A 14,680-nucleotide genomic window follows, 5' to 3' on the forward strand; every position below is an offset into this window, starting at 1 on the left:
GACAGGATAGGAGGATTGCTTATGGCCGACTAACGTGCTTCGGCCAGAAAATGACGGGAACCGGCCAGATGAAAATTCTGAGCAGCACAGAGACCATGACTGTTCTGGTCGAAGCAGGCCTCGACAGGCCGCAGCAGAAATCCTTTGCTCTGCGGCAATCCACCGATGCGATTTTCTATGACTGGCACGCGCATTCTTATCACCAGATCATCTGCGCTCGTGCCGGTACCACGCAGATAGAAGGGCCAGACGGGCGCTATCTCCTGCCTGCCGCCCACGCCTTGTGGATTCCAGCCAGGACGCGCCATCGCACCATGATCCGCAATCATGACGGCATGTCCTTCTTTCTTGCGCCGGACGATGCGCAGACTGTTATCGAGGCGATGACGACATTTCCTCTGACACCGATCTTGACCGAGATGATGTTCTACGCGCTGCGCTGGCCGGATGGACCACAATCGGCCGATGCGCTTGCGCAGAGCTTCTTCAATACCCTCGCGCTGCTTTGCCATGAGCGGATCAAGGCAGCGCCTGCCGCTGGGCTCGCCTTGCCCATGCCAAGGCACCCACGATTGATACGGGCTGTCGATGCGGCATTGCTTGACCCGGCATCGGCCACGATGACCCGGATTTGCGCCTGTGCTGCCATGTCGGAGCGCAGTTTCCGGCGCCATTTTCAGGCTGAAACCGGGATGGGCTGGCAAAGCTGGATGACCCAGGCGCGCCTGTTTCATGCGGCCCTGCAACTGGGGCAGGGGCAGCGTGTGACGGATGTTGCCGCAGAGTGCGGTTATGCGTCATTGAGCGCCTTCGCCAAGGCCTTCAATCAACGTTTTGGTCTGACTCCTGCACGGTTCAGGGCACATGCGATGCAAGAACGCTAGGCAGAGTTGCTCAACGGCACGGAGGTAATCCCACCCGGTCCTGCTGAAACAGGTTTCCCGCAGGCGTTTCCGAAGGACGACGACCCTCCGGTGGTGCGTGGGGGAAACTTATGGTCACGGCCTCGCCTGAATCCTGACCGGACCCACTCTAATGTGCCGCGCCCGGTGGTGTGCTCTCGTAGCGGTCCCAGTGCGTGGCGAGGTCGCGCACGACAATGCTGCCAATCTGATAGGCTGCGTTCACCGACGGGATGAAGGCCGAGTAGCCTTTCTCATTGGCTTCGTCCGAGAGAAGCTGCGCGGCCGTCTGGCCCGGTGGGGGCATGTCGAAATTGCTGGCAGTGCGCAGGATGAGCGCGCGTTCGGGATCGACGCGCCCAGCCTTCGCCTGAAGGGCGAGAGCCTGACAGAAGGCCACATCTTCCTCGGCGGTAGTCGCCATCACACCCTGATTATCGGTCCAGTAGCGCACCCAGCGCTCGGCCCAGCGATTCATGAGCTTGCCCACCCAGAAGGTCTCACCCGAAATGGTATCACCCATCATGACAGAAGGCGGCTTTTGCGCTGCGGCATAGCCGTGATAGCGGGCGCGGCTCTGCTTCATGCCCTCGCTGTCGGGCAGGGAAACGGAACGGGTCAGCTCATAGGCCCAGCGGGTGAGACCGGGATTGAGGGTGTAGAGCATATCGCCTGAGAGGGAATGCAGGGGTGGGCGTGGTGTCTCGTCGGGGCGACTGCCCTGTACGGGCGTGAAACCGTCAGGCCAGTCCTTGGGAATTTCACGCGGGTCGATTAGATGGGAGAGCCCGCCATTGATGACGCGGGGTGCCCAGACGGCGGAGCCGATCGTACCAAAATTGGGATCGATCCCCGCGATGCCAGCCAGCACGAAATAGCTGTGGCGCAGGTCGAAACGTGGGTCGAGCAGCAGCGCCGTCATGGCAGAGGCCATATGCTCGGGGCCTTCGCCAGAAGCGATGGCAAGCACCTGCAACTCCGGGTTGTAATGCATGACCTCATGGTCAGTGCCCGGGGCGGGAAGCGTCTGGCTGAGCGGGAATTTCTCGATCCAGTTCTGATATTCGCCCGGTGTGTCGCCCGTGTCCTTGCCGATTTCAAAGGTCGTCACAACCACAACGCGCACAGGGATGGTGGCAGCAGAGGCATGACCCGCGACCAGTGCTGTCGGCCCGGCAGCATGGGCGGGAGCTGCGGTCAGGCCCGCGGGAACACTGCACAGGAAGAGGGAGAGGGCGAGGCGGTGGCGAAGGCCTTTGGGGCGTGTCATCATAGGAAAAGGGGCTCGTGGCTGACGATGTTTTCGAAGGCTGCGAAGTTCTGTTCGAGCTGAAGCTGAAGGCGCGCCTTGGGGCTTTTCTTCAGGAAATCGGCGCAGGCAAAGCTCTGCGGAGCCTTGCACAGGGTGATGACGTGATCTCCGTCCCACAGGCTGGTGCCGGGTATGAAGGCATAGGTCAGGCTGTTGCGCGAGATGGTCTTGAGGTCGGCATAGGTCAGGGGGGTGGTTGAAAGCGCCCTGACATAGGCCTCTGTGAGATTGCTGCGGGACACGCCCTCATCATCGGTCGAGAGCACGACCGGCACATGGGCGCGTCGATACAGCCCCATCGGGTGGGCGGCACCGCTCACCCCGAGGATCTGGTCATTGCTGGTCAGGTTGATTTCCACCGCGACGCGGCGCTGGGCCATTTCACCCAGCAGGCGCACAGCGTCTTTTTCCCATGTGATGTCCACGCCGTGGCCGATACGGTCTGCGCCAGCAATCTCGACAGCATCACGAATATGGCTCTGCAGCCCGGTGACAGGCACCAGCGCGGGGGTGAGTTCGCCAGCGTGGAGACTCAGGCGCACATCGGGATAGAGCGCGCCAAGTTTTGCGAACATCTGCATGTGCAGGGCGTAATCAGCCATTGCCACGGCATCGTCTTCAGGGGCGACGAAGTTCAGGCCGACAAAGCGCGGGTCTTCATGGGCAAGTGCATAACCCGTATCGAGCTGCGCAAACACCTCGGGAGGGGTCATGGTCCTGATGGCCTGAAACAGATAGCGCACCGTCACAGCACAACCCGGATGGGCAGCAGGCGTATCGCATTGCAGGATGTCGCGCGCCTGATGCTCCATCTCATCCGTCTCATGGCGCGCTTCGGCCACGAGGCGGGGGCGTTCATCATGAAGCGCCTCATGGGCGGCATCGAGGTCGAGGTCGTGCAGGGGATGCTGGCCGCCAGCTTTCACCATGCTGCCCAGTGCGGGTGAGATCATCAGTTCCAGATAGACCACGTGATCGGCCGCAGCCTGATCGCGCGCCTGTGCAAGCATGGCGCCCTGGTGGGCCGAAAGCACCGGCGCAAAGCGCCCGAAAGTCGAGAAAAAGTGATCGTGCCCGGAGCGGTCTGCTGGCGTGGGAACGAAATCATGCATCGAAAGAGAATCGATCATGAGCTCGCGCGCGTCCTGTCGGGTGCGAAGCTGGGAAGCGGGCATATCGCCCGGCGTGGCCAGACGGCACTTGGTGGGCAGGATTCGTCCCTGCGCCAGAGAAACGCACAGGCCGTCCTGACCGGCCCAGTCAAGGAAGCTTTCAGCCGGAATGGCACCAGCCAGATGGTTGTGAAGATCGCCCCCCTTGGGAAAGCCGCGCAGAAACACGGTCAGGCGCGCTGGGTCATTACGCAGATGATCGAAAATGCGCGAGGTTGCCTGCGTGTCGGCTGTCTCGGCGCGGGCAGAGGCAGACGAAAAGACGAGCGGAACGGCAAGGGCGAAAGCGGGCAGGATGCGGGGCAACATGCCGCGAAACGTGACGAAACCTTTTGGGTTTTGCAAGCACGCGAACACACGGGATGTCGCTTTTATCGGCATGACGGCAGCACGAGGCTGAGGGAGCCACCCGACAAGGCTTCGAAGAAATCGTCTGAAATCAGGGATGTCTGTGCGGGATCAGTCGATTTGCAGCAGGCTGCACCGGAACAGGGCCCGGACAGAAGCCGGGAGGCACCCTGCCTGCTGCACGGGGCAGAAGAGGCAGGAGATGCCTGGGTGCCGGATCGGGCGGCGTCGAGACGCTACCCATGACATCCGGCACGGTAGAGCGGCTTACTTGCCGGCCAGAGCGTCCTTGACGTTCTTGGCGGGGGAGTAGCTGAGCTTCTTGGACGCTGCGATCTCGATCGTCTCGCCGGTCTTGGGGTTACGGCCCTGACGTGCTGCGGTCGAACGGACCTGGAACTTGCCGAAGCCCGGGATGGACACTTCGTCGCCCTTGGTGGCGGCTTCGATGATGCTGGCCCAGACGGTGTCGAGGGCGGTCTTGGCGTCGGCCTTGGTGCCACCGGTAGCAGCGGCGATGCGGTCGATCAGATCAGTGGACTTCATAGTGATCCTCTTGCGTTTGAAATGGCCGTGGAGCCTTAGGCGCAGTTCGATGAGAGAACAAGGCAGGAAATGCAATATTCCTGATTGTTCTCTGCCGTCGAATCTTTCAATCATACAAGAGTTTCCGGAAATGGCGAAGGGGCCGCCCTCGTTCAATCAACCAGTTTTCACCTTTGAGGGGGGGTAATCCATGCGTCAGACGATACGCTTCTATCTGGGGGAACGCCTCGTCAGCCTGAGTGATATTGCCCCCGACACAACCTTGCTGGACTGGCTGCGCCATGAGGGGCGTACCGGTACGAAGGAAGGATGCAACGAGGGCGATTGCGGGGCCTGCATGGTGATCGTGGCGCGGCTGCGTCAGGGCAGGCTTGCGGTGAAGGCCGTCAATGCCTGCATCCAGCTGCTGCCCATGCTGGACGGTGCCGCTGTTTTTACAATCGAGGATATCGGGACACCGGGAGCGCTCCACCCCGTGCAGGAGGCTATGGTAGCCCTCAACGGCGCCCAGTGCGGCTTCTGCACGCCGGGTTTTGTGATGTCGATGGTGGCCTATCGTCAGGCCGAAGGCGCATCGGATGACGATGCCGCGATCGATGCCGCGCTTTCGGGCAATCTGTGTCGCTGCACGGGTTACGCGCCCATCGTCAAGGCAATGAAGCAGGCGCTTCTGGCCCCTCCTGCCGCCTTCGAGCAGAGGGTGGCAGAGATGACAGAGCGCCTCCACGCGTTGGCAGACGGTCAGGATGTGCTGATCGAGCATGAGGGCAGCAGTCTTTTCGTGCCCGCCACGGCGGAATCCCTGGCGCAACGGCTGACCTCGTTCCCGGATACAGTGATCGTGGCCGGGGCGACGGATGTGGGGCTCTGGGTGACCAAAGCCATGCGCCCTCTGCCGCGCGTCGCGTTCATCGGGCAATGCGCGGATCTGTTGCGTCTGGAGACGGGCGCCCAAGGCCCCTATGCCAAGGGTTTTTATGTGGGCGCCGCCGTCACCTACGAGGAGGCGCGCGAGGCGCTCTCGCGGATTCTACCCGATTTTGGCGTGCTGATTGGTCGAATCGGTTCCACACCGATCCGGAACAGCGCGACGCTCTGCGGCAATATTGCCAATGGTTCACCGATTGGCGATGGGCCACCCGCGCTGATTGCCGCCGGGGCAATCCTGCATCTGCATTGCGGCGATGAGAGACGGGATATGCCGCTTGAGGCGTTCTTTCTGGCCTATGGCAAGCAGGACCGCCGACCGGGCGAGTTTGTCGAGGGTGTGAGCGTACCAGCACCGCTGCCGGCAACATTCTATCGTAGCTACAAGATATCCAAACGCTTCGATCAGGATATCTCTGCGGTTCTGGGCGCGTTCGCCCTGCGATGCGACGCGCAGGGGCGTGTAATCGATGTGCGACTGGCTTTTGGTGGCATGGCAGCCATACCATGCCGCGCCCATCATGCCGAAAAGGCCCTGATGGGTTCCCTGTGGAACGAGGACGCTCTGGAAGCCGCCCGCGAGGCCCTGTCGCTGGATTTCAAACCGCTGAGCGATATGCGCGCCAGTGCCTGGTATCGCCAGACGGTCGCTGCCAATCTTCTGACGCGGTTTTTCGAAGAGAGTCGGGGTGAGACCATGCGTCTCGCCAAGGCAGGGAGCCTGGCCCATGTCTGATGTTCAGGGTCTCATGGACACGCCAATCGCCGGGTCAGGCAAACACTCTGCCGCCGAAGGCGCAGGCCCGGGTTCGATGAAGCATGAAAGCGCCATTCTGCATGTGACCGGGCAGGCGCAGTATATCGACGACCTCCCCGAGCCCAAGGGGCTGCTGCATGTCGTGGCGGGGCTGAGCGAAAAGGCCCATGCCCGTCTTGTGTCGGTCGATCTGTCAGCGGTGCGCGATTATCCGGGTGTGGTGCGCGTCATAACGGCGGCAGACATACCGGGAGACAATCAGACCAGCCCGGTTCACGCCAATGACGAGCCCCTGCTGGCGGTGGATCTGGTTCAGCATGTTGGTCAGCCCATCTTTGCCGTGGTGGCGACTGATCGTGCCATTGCACGCCGTGCGGTGCGTCTGGCGCGTATCGACTATGATGAACTGCCAGCACTGCTCGATATCGACGCTGCGCGGGCCAATGGAAGCCCTCTGGTCTGGCGCCCGCTGACGATGGAGCGCGGTGTCGTTGGTCCCGCTCTGGAAAGCGCACCGTGCAGGTTGAATGGCTGCGTGACGATTGGCGGGCAGGAGCATTTCTATCTCGAGGGGCAGGTGGCTCTGGCGCAGCCGGGTGAGGCTGGCGAGATGCGGGTCTGGTCCTCCACCCAGCACCCCTCTGAAACGCAGCATCTCGTGGCAAGCGTTCTGGGCCGCCCTCACCACTTGGTCACAACTGAGATCCGCCGCATGGGGGGCGGGTTTGGTGGCAAGGAGTCTCAGGCCAATGGATGCGCCTGCCTGGCTGCGCTTGCGGCAGAGCTGACCGGCCAGGCGGCCAAGATGCGCCTTGATCGTGATGATGACATGATGATTACGGGCAAGCGTCACGATTTTCAGGTGCGATACGATGTCGGCTTTACCAGCCAGGGTGATATTCTTGCCGTGGATATGGTACTGGCGGCCCGTTGTGGCTGGTCAGCTGATCTCTCAGGGCCGGTGACGGACCGCGCCCTGTTTCACGCTGATAACGCCTATTATTACCCCGATGTGCGTTTCCGCTCACAGGCACTCAAGACCAACACGCAGTCCAATACGGCTTTTCGCGGGTTTGGCGGCCCGCAGGGGATCGTGGCTGCCGAGCGTGTGATTGAGGAAATCGCGTTTGCCACCGGGCAGGACCCGCTCGATATCCGTCTGCGCAACGTCTATGGCACTGGTGAGCGCAATCTGACGCCCTACCATATGGTCGTTGAGGACTCGATCAGCGATCTCGTCATGACGCAGCTGGCAGAGCGCTGCGATTATCGTCGTCGCAAGGCGGCCCTCAGAGCGTTCAATGCAACCAGCCGCACGCTGCGCAAGGGGATCGCCCTGGTGCCAGTGAAGTTCGGCATCTCGTTCACGGCAACGCATTACAATCAGGCGGGTGCTCTGGTTCATGTCTATACCGACGGGTCGGTGCAGGTGAATCACGGTGGGACCGAAATGGGGCAGGGTCTGCACACCAAGATGGTGCAGATCGTCATGCAGGAATTTGCTCTGCCTGCTGACTCAGTGCGCATCACCGCCACGACGACCGGCAAGGTGCCCAACACGTCTGCCACGGCGGCATCATCTGGCGCAGATCTGAACGGTATGGCGGTGCTCGATGCTGTAAGCCAGATCAAGGGCCGCATGATCGCGTTTGCTGCTGAAAAATGGCAGGTTGCGCCCGAGGCGATTTCTTTTACGCCCGAGGGTGTCAGCATCGGGCAGGAATGTGTCAGCTTTCGTGATCTGGTGTGGCAGGTCTATTTCGCCCGTATCTCGCTGTCAGCCAACGGATTTTACAAAACGCCCAAGATTTCGTGGGATGCCGCCACGGGGCGCGGGCGACCATTCTACTATTTCGCCTATGGTGCGGCCTGCGCTGAAGTCACGCTTGACCTGCTGACAGGTGAGAACACGATAGACCGTGTGGATATTCTTCATGACGCGGGGCAATCCCTCAATCCGGCCATTGATATCGGCCAGATCGAGGGGGCTTTCGTTCAGGGAGCGGGATGGCTCACCACGGAAGAACTGGTCTGGGACGAGAAGGGGCGCCTGCGCACCCACGCGCCAAGCACCTATAAGATTCCAGCCTGCTCGGACCGACCGCATATCTTCAACGTGATGCTGCTGGAAGATGCCCCCAACCGTGAGGAGACGATCTACCGCTCGAAGGCCGTGGGCGAGCCTCCTCTGGTCCATGGCGTTGCGGTTTTGCATGCGCTGTCCGACGCGATTGCCAGCCTGGGCGATTACCGGCACTGTCCGGGGCTGGATGCACCCGCGACACCCGAGCGGCTGTTGCGCACCATCATGGCCATGACGTCATCTGTCGCCCAATCGTCCGCCATCCGGCCGTCATCTGCTGCCGTGGACGCCCCGACGGGAGAGAGCGTCTGATCGACCTTGACCTGATCCGGCGCTGGCAACGCGAGGCGGTTGCCGTGCTCCGGATCCTCGTGGCCGACGCTGCGGGCTCGACCCCGCGTGAGGCCGGGGCATTCATGTTGGTGTCCCACAACGCCCAGACAGGCACAATCGGTGGTGGAACGCTGGAATGGGAATGTCTGGCCCAGGCGCGCCGGATTCTGAGCGGTGCCACCCTTGCGCAGGAACACCGCTATCGTCTCGGACCCGAGGCCGATCAATGCTGTGGCGGGGCCGTGACGATACGCTACGAACCGGTTTTCGATCTCGATCATGAATTGTCCTGCCTCGAGGCGGAACAGGCGTCATGGCCTGTGGTGAGCCTGTTTGGCGCAGGCCATGTTGGCCGCGCTCTTGTCCGTGCGCTTTCCCCTCTGCCTCTGGCCTTGCGCTGGATTGATTCACGAGCCGATGAATTCGGGCTCGTGCCCGAGGGGGTGACAGTGAGCGTGACGCAGGATTGGGAGGCCGAACTCGCCTTGCTGCGCCCCGGTGATGGTGTGGTGATCATGACGCCCAGCCATACGCTGGATGCACTCATCACGGCTGCCGCCCTCGATCGTGCCGATCTGGCCTATGTCGGCCTGATTGGCTCGCGCACCAAGCGACGCCGGTTCGAGGCCGGATTTCGTGCGCTGGGGATGGCACAGCACAGGATTGATGCGCTGGTCTGTCCTATCGGGCATCACGACGGTCCGTACAGGATCCGTGACAAGCGTCCTTCGGTCATCGCTGCCCTCGTTGCGGCGGAGCTGGTCGTCAAACTCGTTCATGGTGACCAGGCGAGCGATGGGAGTGGTTCGTCATAAGCAACGGAACGGCGGGAGGCCGGCCATTGCCAGCCCACTGGCCCGACAAGCTGTGATCGGCCATCTGGCAACATCTGCGCGGCCTGGCCCGTTGAACGCACATCAGTAACTTGTACCAAAGGAGACATTCATGACCGGCCCTGGCCCCATACGCGGCGTATTATTCGATATGGACGGGCTTCTGCTCGATAGCGAAACCCTGTCTCTCGATGCCTTTACCCTCGGCGCGCGTGATCTGGGCTATGACATGGATCATGAATTTGCGTGCCAGATGATCGGCCTGCCCGGTGATGCCTGTGCCCAGCTGGTGATTGACAGCTTTGGCCCCGACATTGATCTGGCTGCATTGTTCAGGAGGCAGAATATCCGGCTGCATGAACTGGTTCAGGCAGGTAAACTCGTGCTGAAAAAGGGCGTGCTTCCGTTGCTGGAAATGCTCGATGCCCGCCAGCTGCCTCGCGCCATTGCCACATCCTCGGGGCGTGAGCGTACCGAGGCGCATCTGCGCCATGTGGGGATCTATGACCGGTTCGATGCCATCATCACGCGTGACGATGTGACGCGCGGCAAGCCTGACCCGGAGCCCTATCTGCGCGCCGCTGAGGCGATTGGGGTCGAGCCTGCCTATTGTCTGGCACTCGAGGATTCCCACAACGGTGCCCGCGCGGCCCATGCTGCCGGGATAAGGGTTATTGTTGTGCCTGACCTGATGGCCCCGAATGAGGAAATCACGGAGAAGGCCCACGCAATCATGAATGATCTTCATGAGGTGCGCGACTTCATCGATCGCGCAGGCTGATTCTTCGCAGTGGAAGGGGCGGGCGAGGGATACTTACCTGTCCCTTGTCTGCCGTATCCGATTGAAGCTTGTCAGGGGGAGCGCGTTGCCCCCTCAGCCGCTTCTAGTGACAGCCACCGCCCTTGCAGCCGGAGCATCCCCCGCAGGACTTGCCCTCCTTGGGTGTCGGGGCACCTGCCGCGTGAGGGACATGCAGGCCAAGTGCGCTTTTGATGCGGCGCGCATGGGCAGGAAACAGCTGGTTCAGCCAGAAAACCACGGCGACCACGATAACGGCGATGACGATGAGAGTCTGGATCATGGGCCTTATCCGCTAAGGGCGACAGTCACGTGATAGGTAAGAAACGACGCGAGATAAGCAAGGCCGAAAAGATAGGCCGCAGCACCGGCGACGACTTTCCATGAACGCGTCTCACGCCGCATGACTGCGAGGGTGGAGATGCATTGCGGGGCATAGACATACCATGCCAGCAGCGAAAATGCCGTGGCCATGCTCCAATGGGCGCTGAGTAACGGCAGCAGGGCACTTGCTGCACTGTCTTCATTGGCACCCAGCGCATAGACGGTGGCCAGCGCACTCACCGCCACCTCGCGCGCAGCCAGGCCAGGTATGAGCGAGACGCAGATCTGCCAGTTGAAACCGAGCGGGGCGAAAATCGGTAGCATCCAGTGCCCGATATGGCCAGCGAGGCTGTAATCGATGGCGGCCCCGGTGGCATTGGCGGGCGGGGCAGGGAAGCTTGAGAGCGCCCAGAGAAGCACGTTCAGGGAGACAATGATCGTGCCTACGCGGGAGAGGAACATCACCGCACGCTGCCATAGGCCCAGGGCCACGCTTTTCAGATTGGGCGAGCGATAGGGGGGCAGCTCGAGCATCAACGGATGCTCATCGGATGCCACACCGCGTGTCATGAGACGCGCGGCAACAATACCGCTGAGAATGGCCACAAGGTAGAGCGCAAACAGCACAAGGCCTTGAAGGCCGAGAAAGCCAAGAACCGTTCGATGCGGCACGAAAGCGCCGATCAGAAGTGTGTAGACCGGCAGGCGCGCTGAACAGGTCATGAGAGGCGCGATCAGGATTGTCACCAGACGGTCGCGCGGGTTCTGTATCGTACGCGCTGCCATGATGCCCGGAATGGCGCAGGCAAAGCTGGAAAGCAGCGGAATGAAGGAGCGTCCACTCAACCCGGCCAGAGCCATTACGCGGTCGAGCAGGAAAGCGGCTCTTGGCAGATAGCCGGTCTCTTCCAGGGTCAGGATCCAGAGGAACAGGATCAGGATCTGGGGGAGAAAAACGATGACGGTTCCTGCCCCGGCAAAAATACCATCCGCCAAAAGGCTGCGTAAAAGCCCGGGCGGCAGGGGTGAGACCACCATCTGTCCCAGAGAGGCGATGCCGGCTTCCAGCGCATCCATGAGCGGCTGTGCCCAGGCAAAGACCGTCTGGAACATGAAAAACAGCACGACCAGCAGAATGATCGGCCCCCAGACGGGATGCAGGAACCAGCGGTCGAGCCTGTCAGCCAGCCGGTCGCCACGCAAACTCCCTTCATTGGTGTAACGGGCGATAAGCTCGCCCGCCCGGGCATGCAGGTCGATCTCTTTGCCGGGTGTGGGCGGGGTCAGGGTCTCGGTCAGATCCAGTGCCGCAAGAAGATGGCTCACACCGCTCTTGCGCAGGCTGATGGTCGGGATGATGGGCAGATCGAGCGCTGCCGCGAGGCCCGGTACGTCGATTTTCAGCCCGAGACGCTCGGCCTCATCCATCATGTTGAGCACGACCAGCATGGGGCGGCCCAGCTGCATGAGTTCGAGCAGAAAGCGCAGATGCAGCCGCAGATTGCTGGCTGAGACGACGCAGATGATCAGGTCGGGCTGTTTTTCGGAAGGGTGACGACCCATGCAGACATCACGCGTGACATCCTCATCCGGGCTGGTGGCACTTAGGCTGTAGGCGCCCGGCAGATCGAGCAGGCGTACCGACCGGCCATTGGGGGTCGTGAAATACCCTTCCTTGCGCTCGACCGTGACGCCTGCGTAATTCGCGACCTTCTGTTTGCTGCCGGTCAGCTGGTTGAACAGCGAGGTCTTGCCGCAATTGGGATTGCCGACGAGGGCGGCACGCAACGGAGCGGTCTCCGTTACGGTCGAGGTCACGGCATCCATCAGGGATCAGTGGTCGCGCTTGAGCGAGACGCGTGCAGCTTCGCCACGACGCAGGGCGAAGCAGGTGGAACCAAGACGAACGGCAATGGGGTCATGGCCGACCGGGCCGGTGGCGACGATCTCGACAGGTGCGCCCGGAATGAAGCCAAGCTCCCCAAGGCGCAGGGCGATCGGGTCATTTTCCGTGCGGGAAACGACCTGACTGATCACCGCGTGGGCGCCTTTGGGAAGGGAGTCGAGAGTCATGGGTCAATACACCTGTAATCTGGGGCGAGACGCCCTGAGAACGCTTCTCAATTGCCTAGATAGTCCTTCATGTTTTCTTAGGGAAGGGGGAAGGGGTGAAATCCTTTGATACGAGCGTGACATCGGCCTCTGTCCCGGCAATGACATGACGTGCGGCGTTGATGACTCTGACGAGTGCCGCGCGGGCCTGCGGGTTGTTTCGCCAGCAAGTGCTACCAAGCTGATGGGCTATAGTGTGGCAGAGCTCATCCGCAGAGGCGAGCGAGCGCGTAGAAAATTTTGTTATTCCGGCGTCCTTGAGGCGTTTTATTGCGGCGGGTCTAACAATTATTCACGATATCAATATATAGTGTTCACAAATGGCAAAACGCTCGGTATTATCGATGAAGCAACTATTTATAATTTCGTAATCATGTTATGATTAATATTTTAACTCATAAAATCAATAAGTAATCTCATCAAATTTTTTCCAAGTATTGCTAAAATTCTTCAATCTATTGATCTCGCTATTTTGATCGGGTTTCGTGGTTGATTCCGCATGAGGCAGAGCCTAACTGAATACCAAATGAGTTCGTCCAAGCGGGGCGAAATATAAAGTCACAATTCAGCCTGTATCGAGCACGCGAAATGTCTACAGATAACTCACGACCTATTCATGACGTCCTGATCATAGGTGCGGGTCTGGCTGGCCTTACTCTAGCTAAACAATTGCTTGACCGTGACTCATCGCTCGATATCTGCATCGTGCATAATCGCCGGTTTCCCTACCCGGAACGTATCCACAAAGTCGGTGAGTCGACGATCGAAATCGGTGCCTATTACTTGGCTGATACGATCGGATGCTCTGATCATTTGCAACGAGGCCATGTGCGCAAAATGGCGATGCGTTTTATCGAGACGCAGGGGAGTGCTCATGACGGGACATACAGGGAGGTCGGTATAGATAAGTACCCTGAGCATCATACATTCCAACTCGATCGTGGAAAAATCGAGAATCATATACGCGGCCTGGTTGGTGATCGGGTTACATTGATTGAACACTCGCGTGTGCTCGATATCGACAAAGTCGAGGACGGTCATCTCATCTCTGTTCGCGACCATGAAGGCGTTGTGAGTAAGCGCAAGACGCGCTGGGTGGTTGACGCATCAGGGCGAGGACGCGTCCTGATGAAGAAATTTGGTCTCCAGAGAGAGTCGGCGCTAAATCGTTCGGCGGTCTGGTTCAGAGTGGCAGGTAAAATCGATATCAATGAGTTTCTGAACGAACAAGGTGAGAATAATCCGTTCCGTTTCAGTGAAGAGCGCGGCCACAGCACGACCCATTTAACCGGGAAAGGATACTGGGTCTGGATTATACCCATCAGTGGCGAAACGACTAGCGTCGGTATTGTATTTGATAATGAAGTTCATAGTCTGGCGGACGTGAGTTCATATCAATTGGCCTGTGAGTGGTTCAGGAAATACGAACCGTCATTTCTTCGCTACCTAGAAATGAAAAACTTCCCGGTTATTGATTTTGTTATGTCTAAAAATTATTCTTATCTGTCCAGTAAGTTTATATCCAGCGATGGTTGGGCGCTCACCGGTGAGGCCGGCGGTTTTGTGGATCCCTTATATTCCAATGGTACCGATTTCATTGCGATTTCCAACACCATGATCACCAATGCGATCACGCGCCCGAATGGCGAAAGGCAAATCGATCTGATAAACAAGGTATTGACCGAGACATACGAAAATTTCATTGAGACGCATAGAGGGGCGTTGCTCAATTTTGGAGACTGGAATTACGTATTTGTAAAAACAAGCTGGGATACTTGTTTTTACTTCATGTTCCTTCCAGTGCTGTATCTCAATGGAAAAGTCGATGAGCTGGATTTCTTCGATACATATATGAGTGATCTAGCCGAGTTTTATAATCTTCACAGGAGAGTTACTGATTATCTGCGTAAACCGGGTGCGTTACAGCATCTTCGAGACCTACCTAGATTTATAAATTTGGCAGGGTCAATGGTGCAATACGCGCATGCTTGCATGATCCTGCCCGATAAATCTGACGAGGTCGTATTGGCGCGACTCCGTGAAAACGTGAAGATTCTCGGGCAACTTGCTGATGCCATCACCGTGCATGGGGATTTTGAGAAGCAATTTCGTGATTTGCCCAACCACCTCCCGTGCCCTTGGCTTTTACCCAATGAGCACTCTGGGGGCGTCACGCTGTAAGCAAAATTGCCATCCCTCTTTTGCGGATCCGCTTTGATAGCTCGATATCGT

Annotated in this window: 12 protein-coding genes; 6 read left to right on the forward strand and 6 right to left on the reverse strand. The window is 59.3% G+C overall.

Features of this window, described 5'->3' with window-relative positions; genetic code table 11:
• Nucleotides 1-68 precede the first annotated feature (68 nt).
• Nucleotides 69-884: an AraC family transcriptional regulator gene (locus P792_RS32505; protein WP_023979524.1), complete on the forward strand. Its 816-nt coding sequence runs from the start codon at nucleotides 69-71 to the stop codon at nucleotides 882-884.
• 148 nt (nucleotides 885-1,032) lie between these two features.
• Here P792_RS32505 and P792_RS32510 read toward each other — a convergent pair whose 3' ends face one another.
• The 3 genes from P792_RS32510 to P792_RS32520 all read right to left on the reverse strand — a co-directional run bounded on the left by P792_RS32510 (nucleotide 1,033) and on the right by P792_RS32520 (nucleotide 4,280).
• Complete coding sequence (locus tag P792_RS32510) at nucleotides 1,033-2,172, reverse strand: purine nucleoside permease (protein ID WP_035440464.1); 1,140 nt, start codon at nucleotides 2,170-2,172, stop codon at nucleotides 1,033-1,035.
• Entirely contained in the window at nucleotides 2,172-3,695 is a 1,524-nt protein-coding gene (locus P792_RS32515) for an adenosine deaminase (RefSeq protein ID WP_023979526.1), read from the reverse strand. The genes P792_RS32510 and P792_RS32515 overlap by 1 nt, the downstream gene beginning before the upstream one ends.
• Nucleotides 3,696-4,001: 306 nt before the next feature.
• Entirely contained in the window at nucleotides 4,002-4,280 is a 279-nt protein-coding gene (locus tag P792_RS32520; RefSeq protein ID WP_023979527.1) for an HU family DNA-binding protein, read from the reverse strand.
• A gap of 190 nt (nucleotides 4,281-4,470) precedes the next feature.
• On the opposite strand from P792_RS32520, the gene xdhA reads away from it, so the two are divergent.
• The 4 genes from xdhA to P792_RS32540 all read left to right on the forward strand — a co-directional run bounded on the left by xdhA (nucleotide 4,471) and on the right by P792_RS32540 (nucleotide 9,994).
• Nucleotides 4,471-5,943: a xanthine dehydrogenase small subunit gene (xdhA, locus tag P792_RS32525; RefSeq protein ID WP_023979528.1), complete on the forward strand. Its 1,473-nt coding sequence runs from the start codon at nucleotides 4,471-4,473 to the stop codon at nucleotides 5,941-5,943.
• A 13-nt stretch (nucleotides 5,944-5,956) separates the two neighbouring features.
• The gene (gene xdhB / locus P792_RS32530) at nucleotides 5,957-8,359 is read left to right on the forward strand and encodes a xanthine dehydrogenase molybdopterin binding subunit (protein WP_235075510.1); all 2,403 of its coding nucleotides are present in this window, start codon (nucleotides 5,957-5,959) and stop codon (nucleotides 8,357-8,359) included.
• Nucleotides 8,356-9,195 (forward strand): xanthine dehydrogenase accessory protein XdhC, encoded by an 840-nt coding sequence (gene xdhC, locus P792_RS32535; RefSeq protein ID WP_081866926.1) that lies wholly within the window; start codon nucleotides 8,356-8,358, stop codon nucleotides 9,193-9,195. The genes xdhB and xdhC overlap by 4 nt, the downstream gene beginning before the upstream one ends.
• A 130-nt stretch (nucleotides 9,196-9,325) precedes the next feature.
• Nucleotides 9,326-9,994 (forward strand): HAD family phosphatase, encoded by a 669-nt coding sequence (locus tag P792_RS32540; protein ID WP_023979531.1) that lies wholly within the window; start codon nucleotides 9,326-9,328, stop codon nucleotides 9,992-9,994.
• Between the two features lie 103 nt (nucleotides 9,995-10,097).
• On the opposite strand, the gene P792_RS32545 is transcribed toward P792_RS32540, so the two are convergent.
• Genes P792_RS32545 through P792_RS32555 form a run of 3 tightly spaced genes read right to left on the reverse strand, consistent with a single transcriptional unit; the run spans nucleotide 10,098 to nucleotide 12,409 of the window.
• Nucleotides 10,098-10,295 (reverse strand): hypothetical protein, encoded by a 198-nt coding sequence (locus P792_RS32545; protein WP_023979532.1) that lies wholly within the window; start codon nucleotides 10,293-10,295, stop codon nucleotides 10,098-10,100.
• 5 nt (nucleotides 10,296-10,300) lie between these two features.
• Nucleotides 10,301-12,163 carry a ferrous iron transporter B gene (locus P792_RS32550; RefSeq protein WP_023979533.1) on the reverse strand — a complete coding sequence of 621 codons (1,863 nt, stop codon included), beginning with the start codon at nucleotides 12,161-12,163 and terminating at the stop codon, nucleotides 10,301-10,303.
• Nucleotides 12,164-12,169: 6 nt separating this feature from the next.
• Nucleotides 12,170-12,409, reverse strand: coding sequence for a FeoA family protein (locus P792_RS32555; RefSeq protein ID WP_023979534.1), 240 nt, complete (start codon nucleotides 12,407-12,409; stop codon nucleotides 12,170-12,172).
• 627 nt (nucleotides 12,410-13,036) lie between these two features.
• On the opposite strand from P792_RS32555, the gene P792_RS32565 reads away from it, so the two are divergent.
• The gene (locus P792_RS32565) at nucleotides 13,037-14,629 is read left to right on the forward strand and encodes an NAD(P)/FAD-dependent oxidoreductase (RefSeq protein ID WP_084331113.1); all 1,593 of its coding nucleotides are present in this window, start codon (nucleotides 13,037-13,039) and stop codon (nucleotides 14,627-14,629) included.
• Nucleotides 14,630-14,680 lie beyond the last annotated feature (51 nt).

The organism is Asaia sp. SF2.1 (assembly GCF_000505765.1).
GTDB lineage: Bacteria > Pseudomonadota > Alphaproteobacteria > Acetobacterales > Acetobacteraceae > Asaia > Asaia bogorensis.

Bases quoted from the DNA above. Each gene is read 5' to 3' on its own strand.
- P792_RS32505 (WP_023979524.1), top strand. From the start codon at position 69: ATGAAAATTCTGAGCAGCACAGAGACCATGACTGTTCTGGTCGAAGCA.
- P792_RS32510 (WP_035440464.1), bottom strand. From the start codon at position 2,172: ATGACACGCCCCAAAGGCCTTCGCCACCGCCTCGCCCTCTCCCTCTTC.
- P792_RS32515 (WP_023979526.1), bottom strand. From the start codon at position 3,695: ATGTTGCCCCGCATCCTGCCCGCTTTCGCCCTTGCCGTTCCGCTCGTC.
- P792_RS32520 (WP_023979527.1), bottom strand. From the start codon at position 4,280: ATGAAGTCCACTGATCTGATCGACCGCATCGCCGCTGCTACCGGTGGC.
- xdhA (WP_023979528.1), top strand. From the start codon at position 4,471: ATGCGTCAGACGATACGCTTCTATCTGGGGGAACGCCTCGTCAGCCTG.
- xdhB (WP_235075510.1), top strand. From the start codon at position 5,957: ATGGACACGCCAATCGCCGGGTCAGGCAAACACTCTGCCGCCGAAGGC.
- P792_RS32540 (WP_023979531.1), top strand. From the start codon at position 9,326: ATGACCGGCCCTGGCCCCATACGCGGCGTATTATTCGATATGGACGGG.
- P792_RS32545 (WP_023979532.1), bottom strand. From the start codon at position 10,295: ATGATCCAGACTCTCATCGTCATCGCCGTTATCGTGGTCGCCGTGGTT.
- P792_RS32550 (WP_023979533.1), bottom strand. From the start codon at position 12,163: ATGGATGCCGTGACCTCGACCGTAACGGAGACCGCTCCGTTGCGTGCC.
- P792_RS32555 (WP_023979534.1), bottom strand. From the start codon at position 12,409: ATGACTCTCGACTCCCTTCCCAAAGGCGCCCACGCGGTGATCAGTCAG.
- P792_RS32565 (WP_084331113.1), top strand. From the start codon at position 13,037: ATGTCTACAGATAACTCACGACCTATTCATGACGTCCTGATCATAGGT.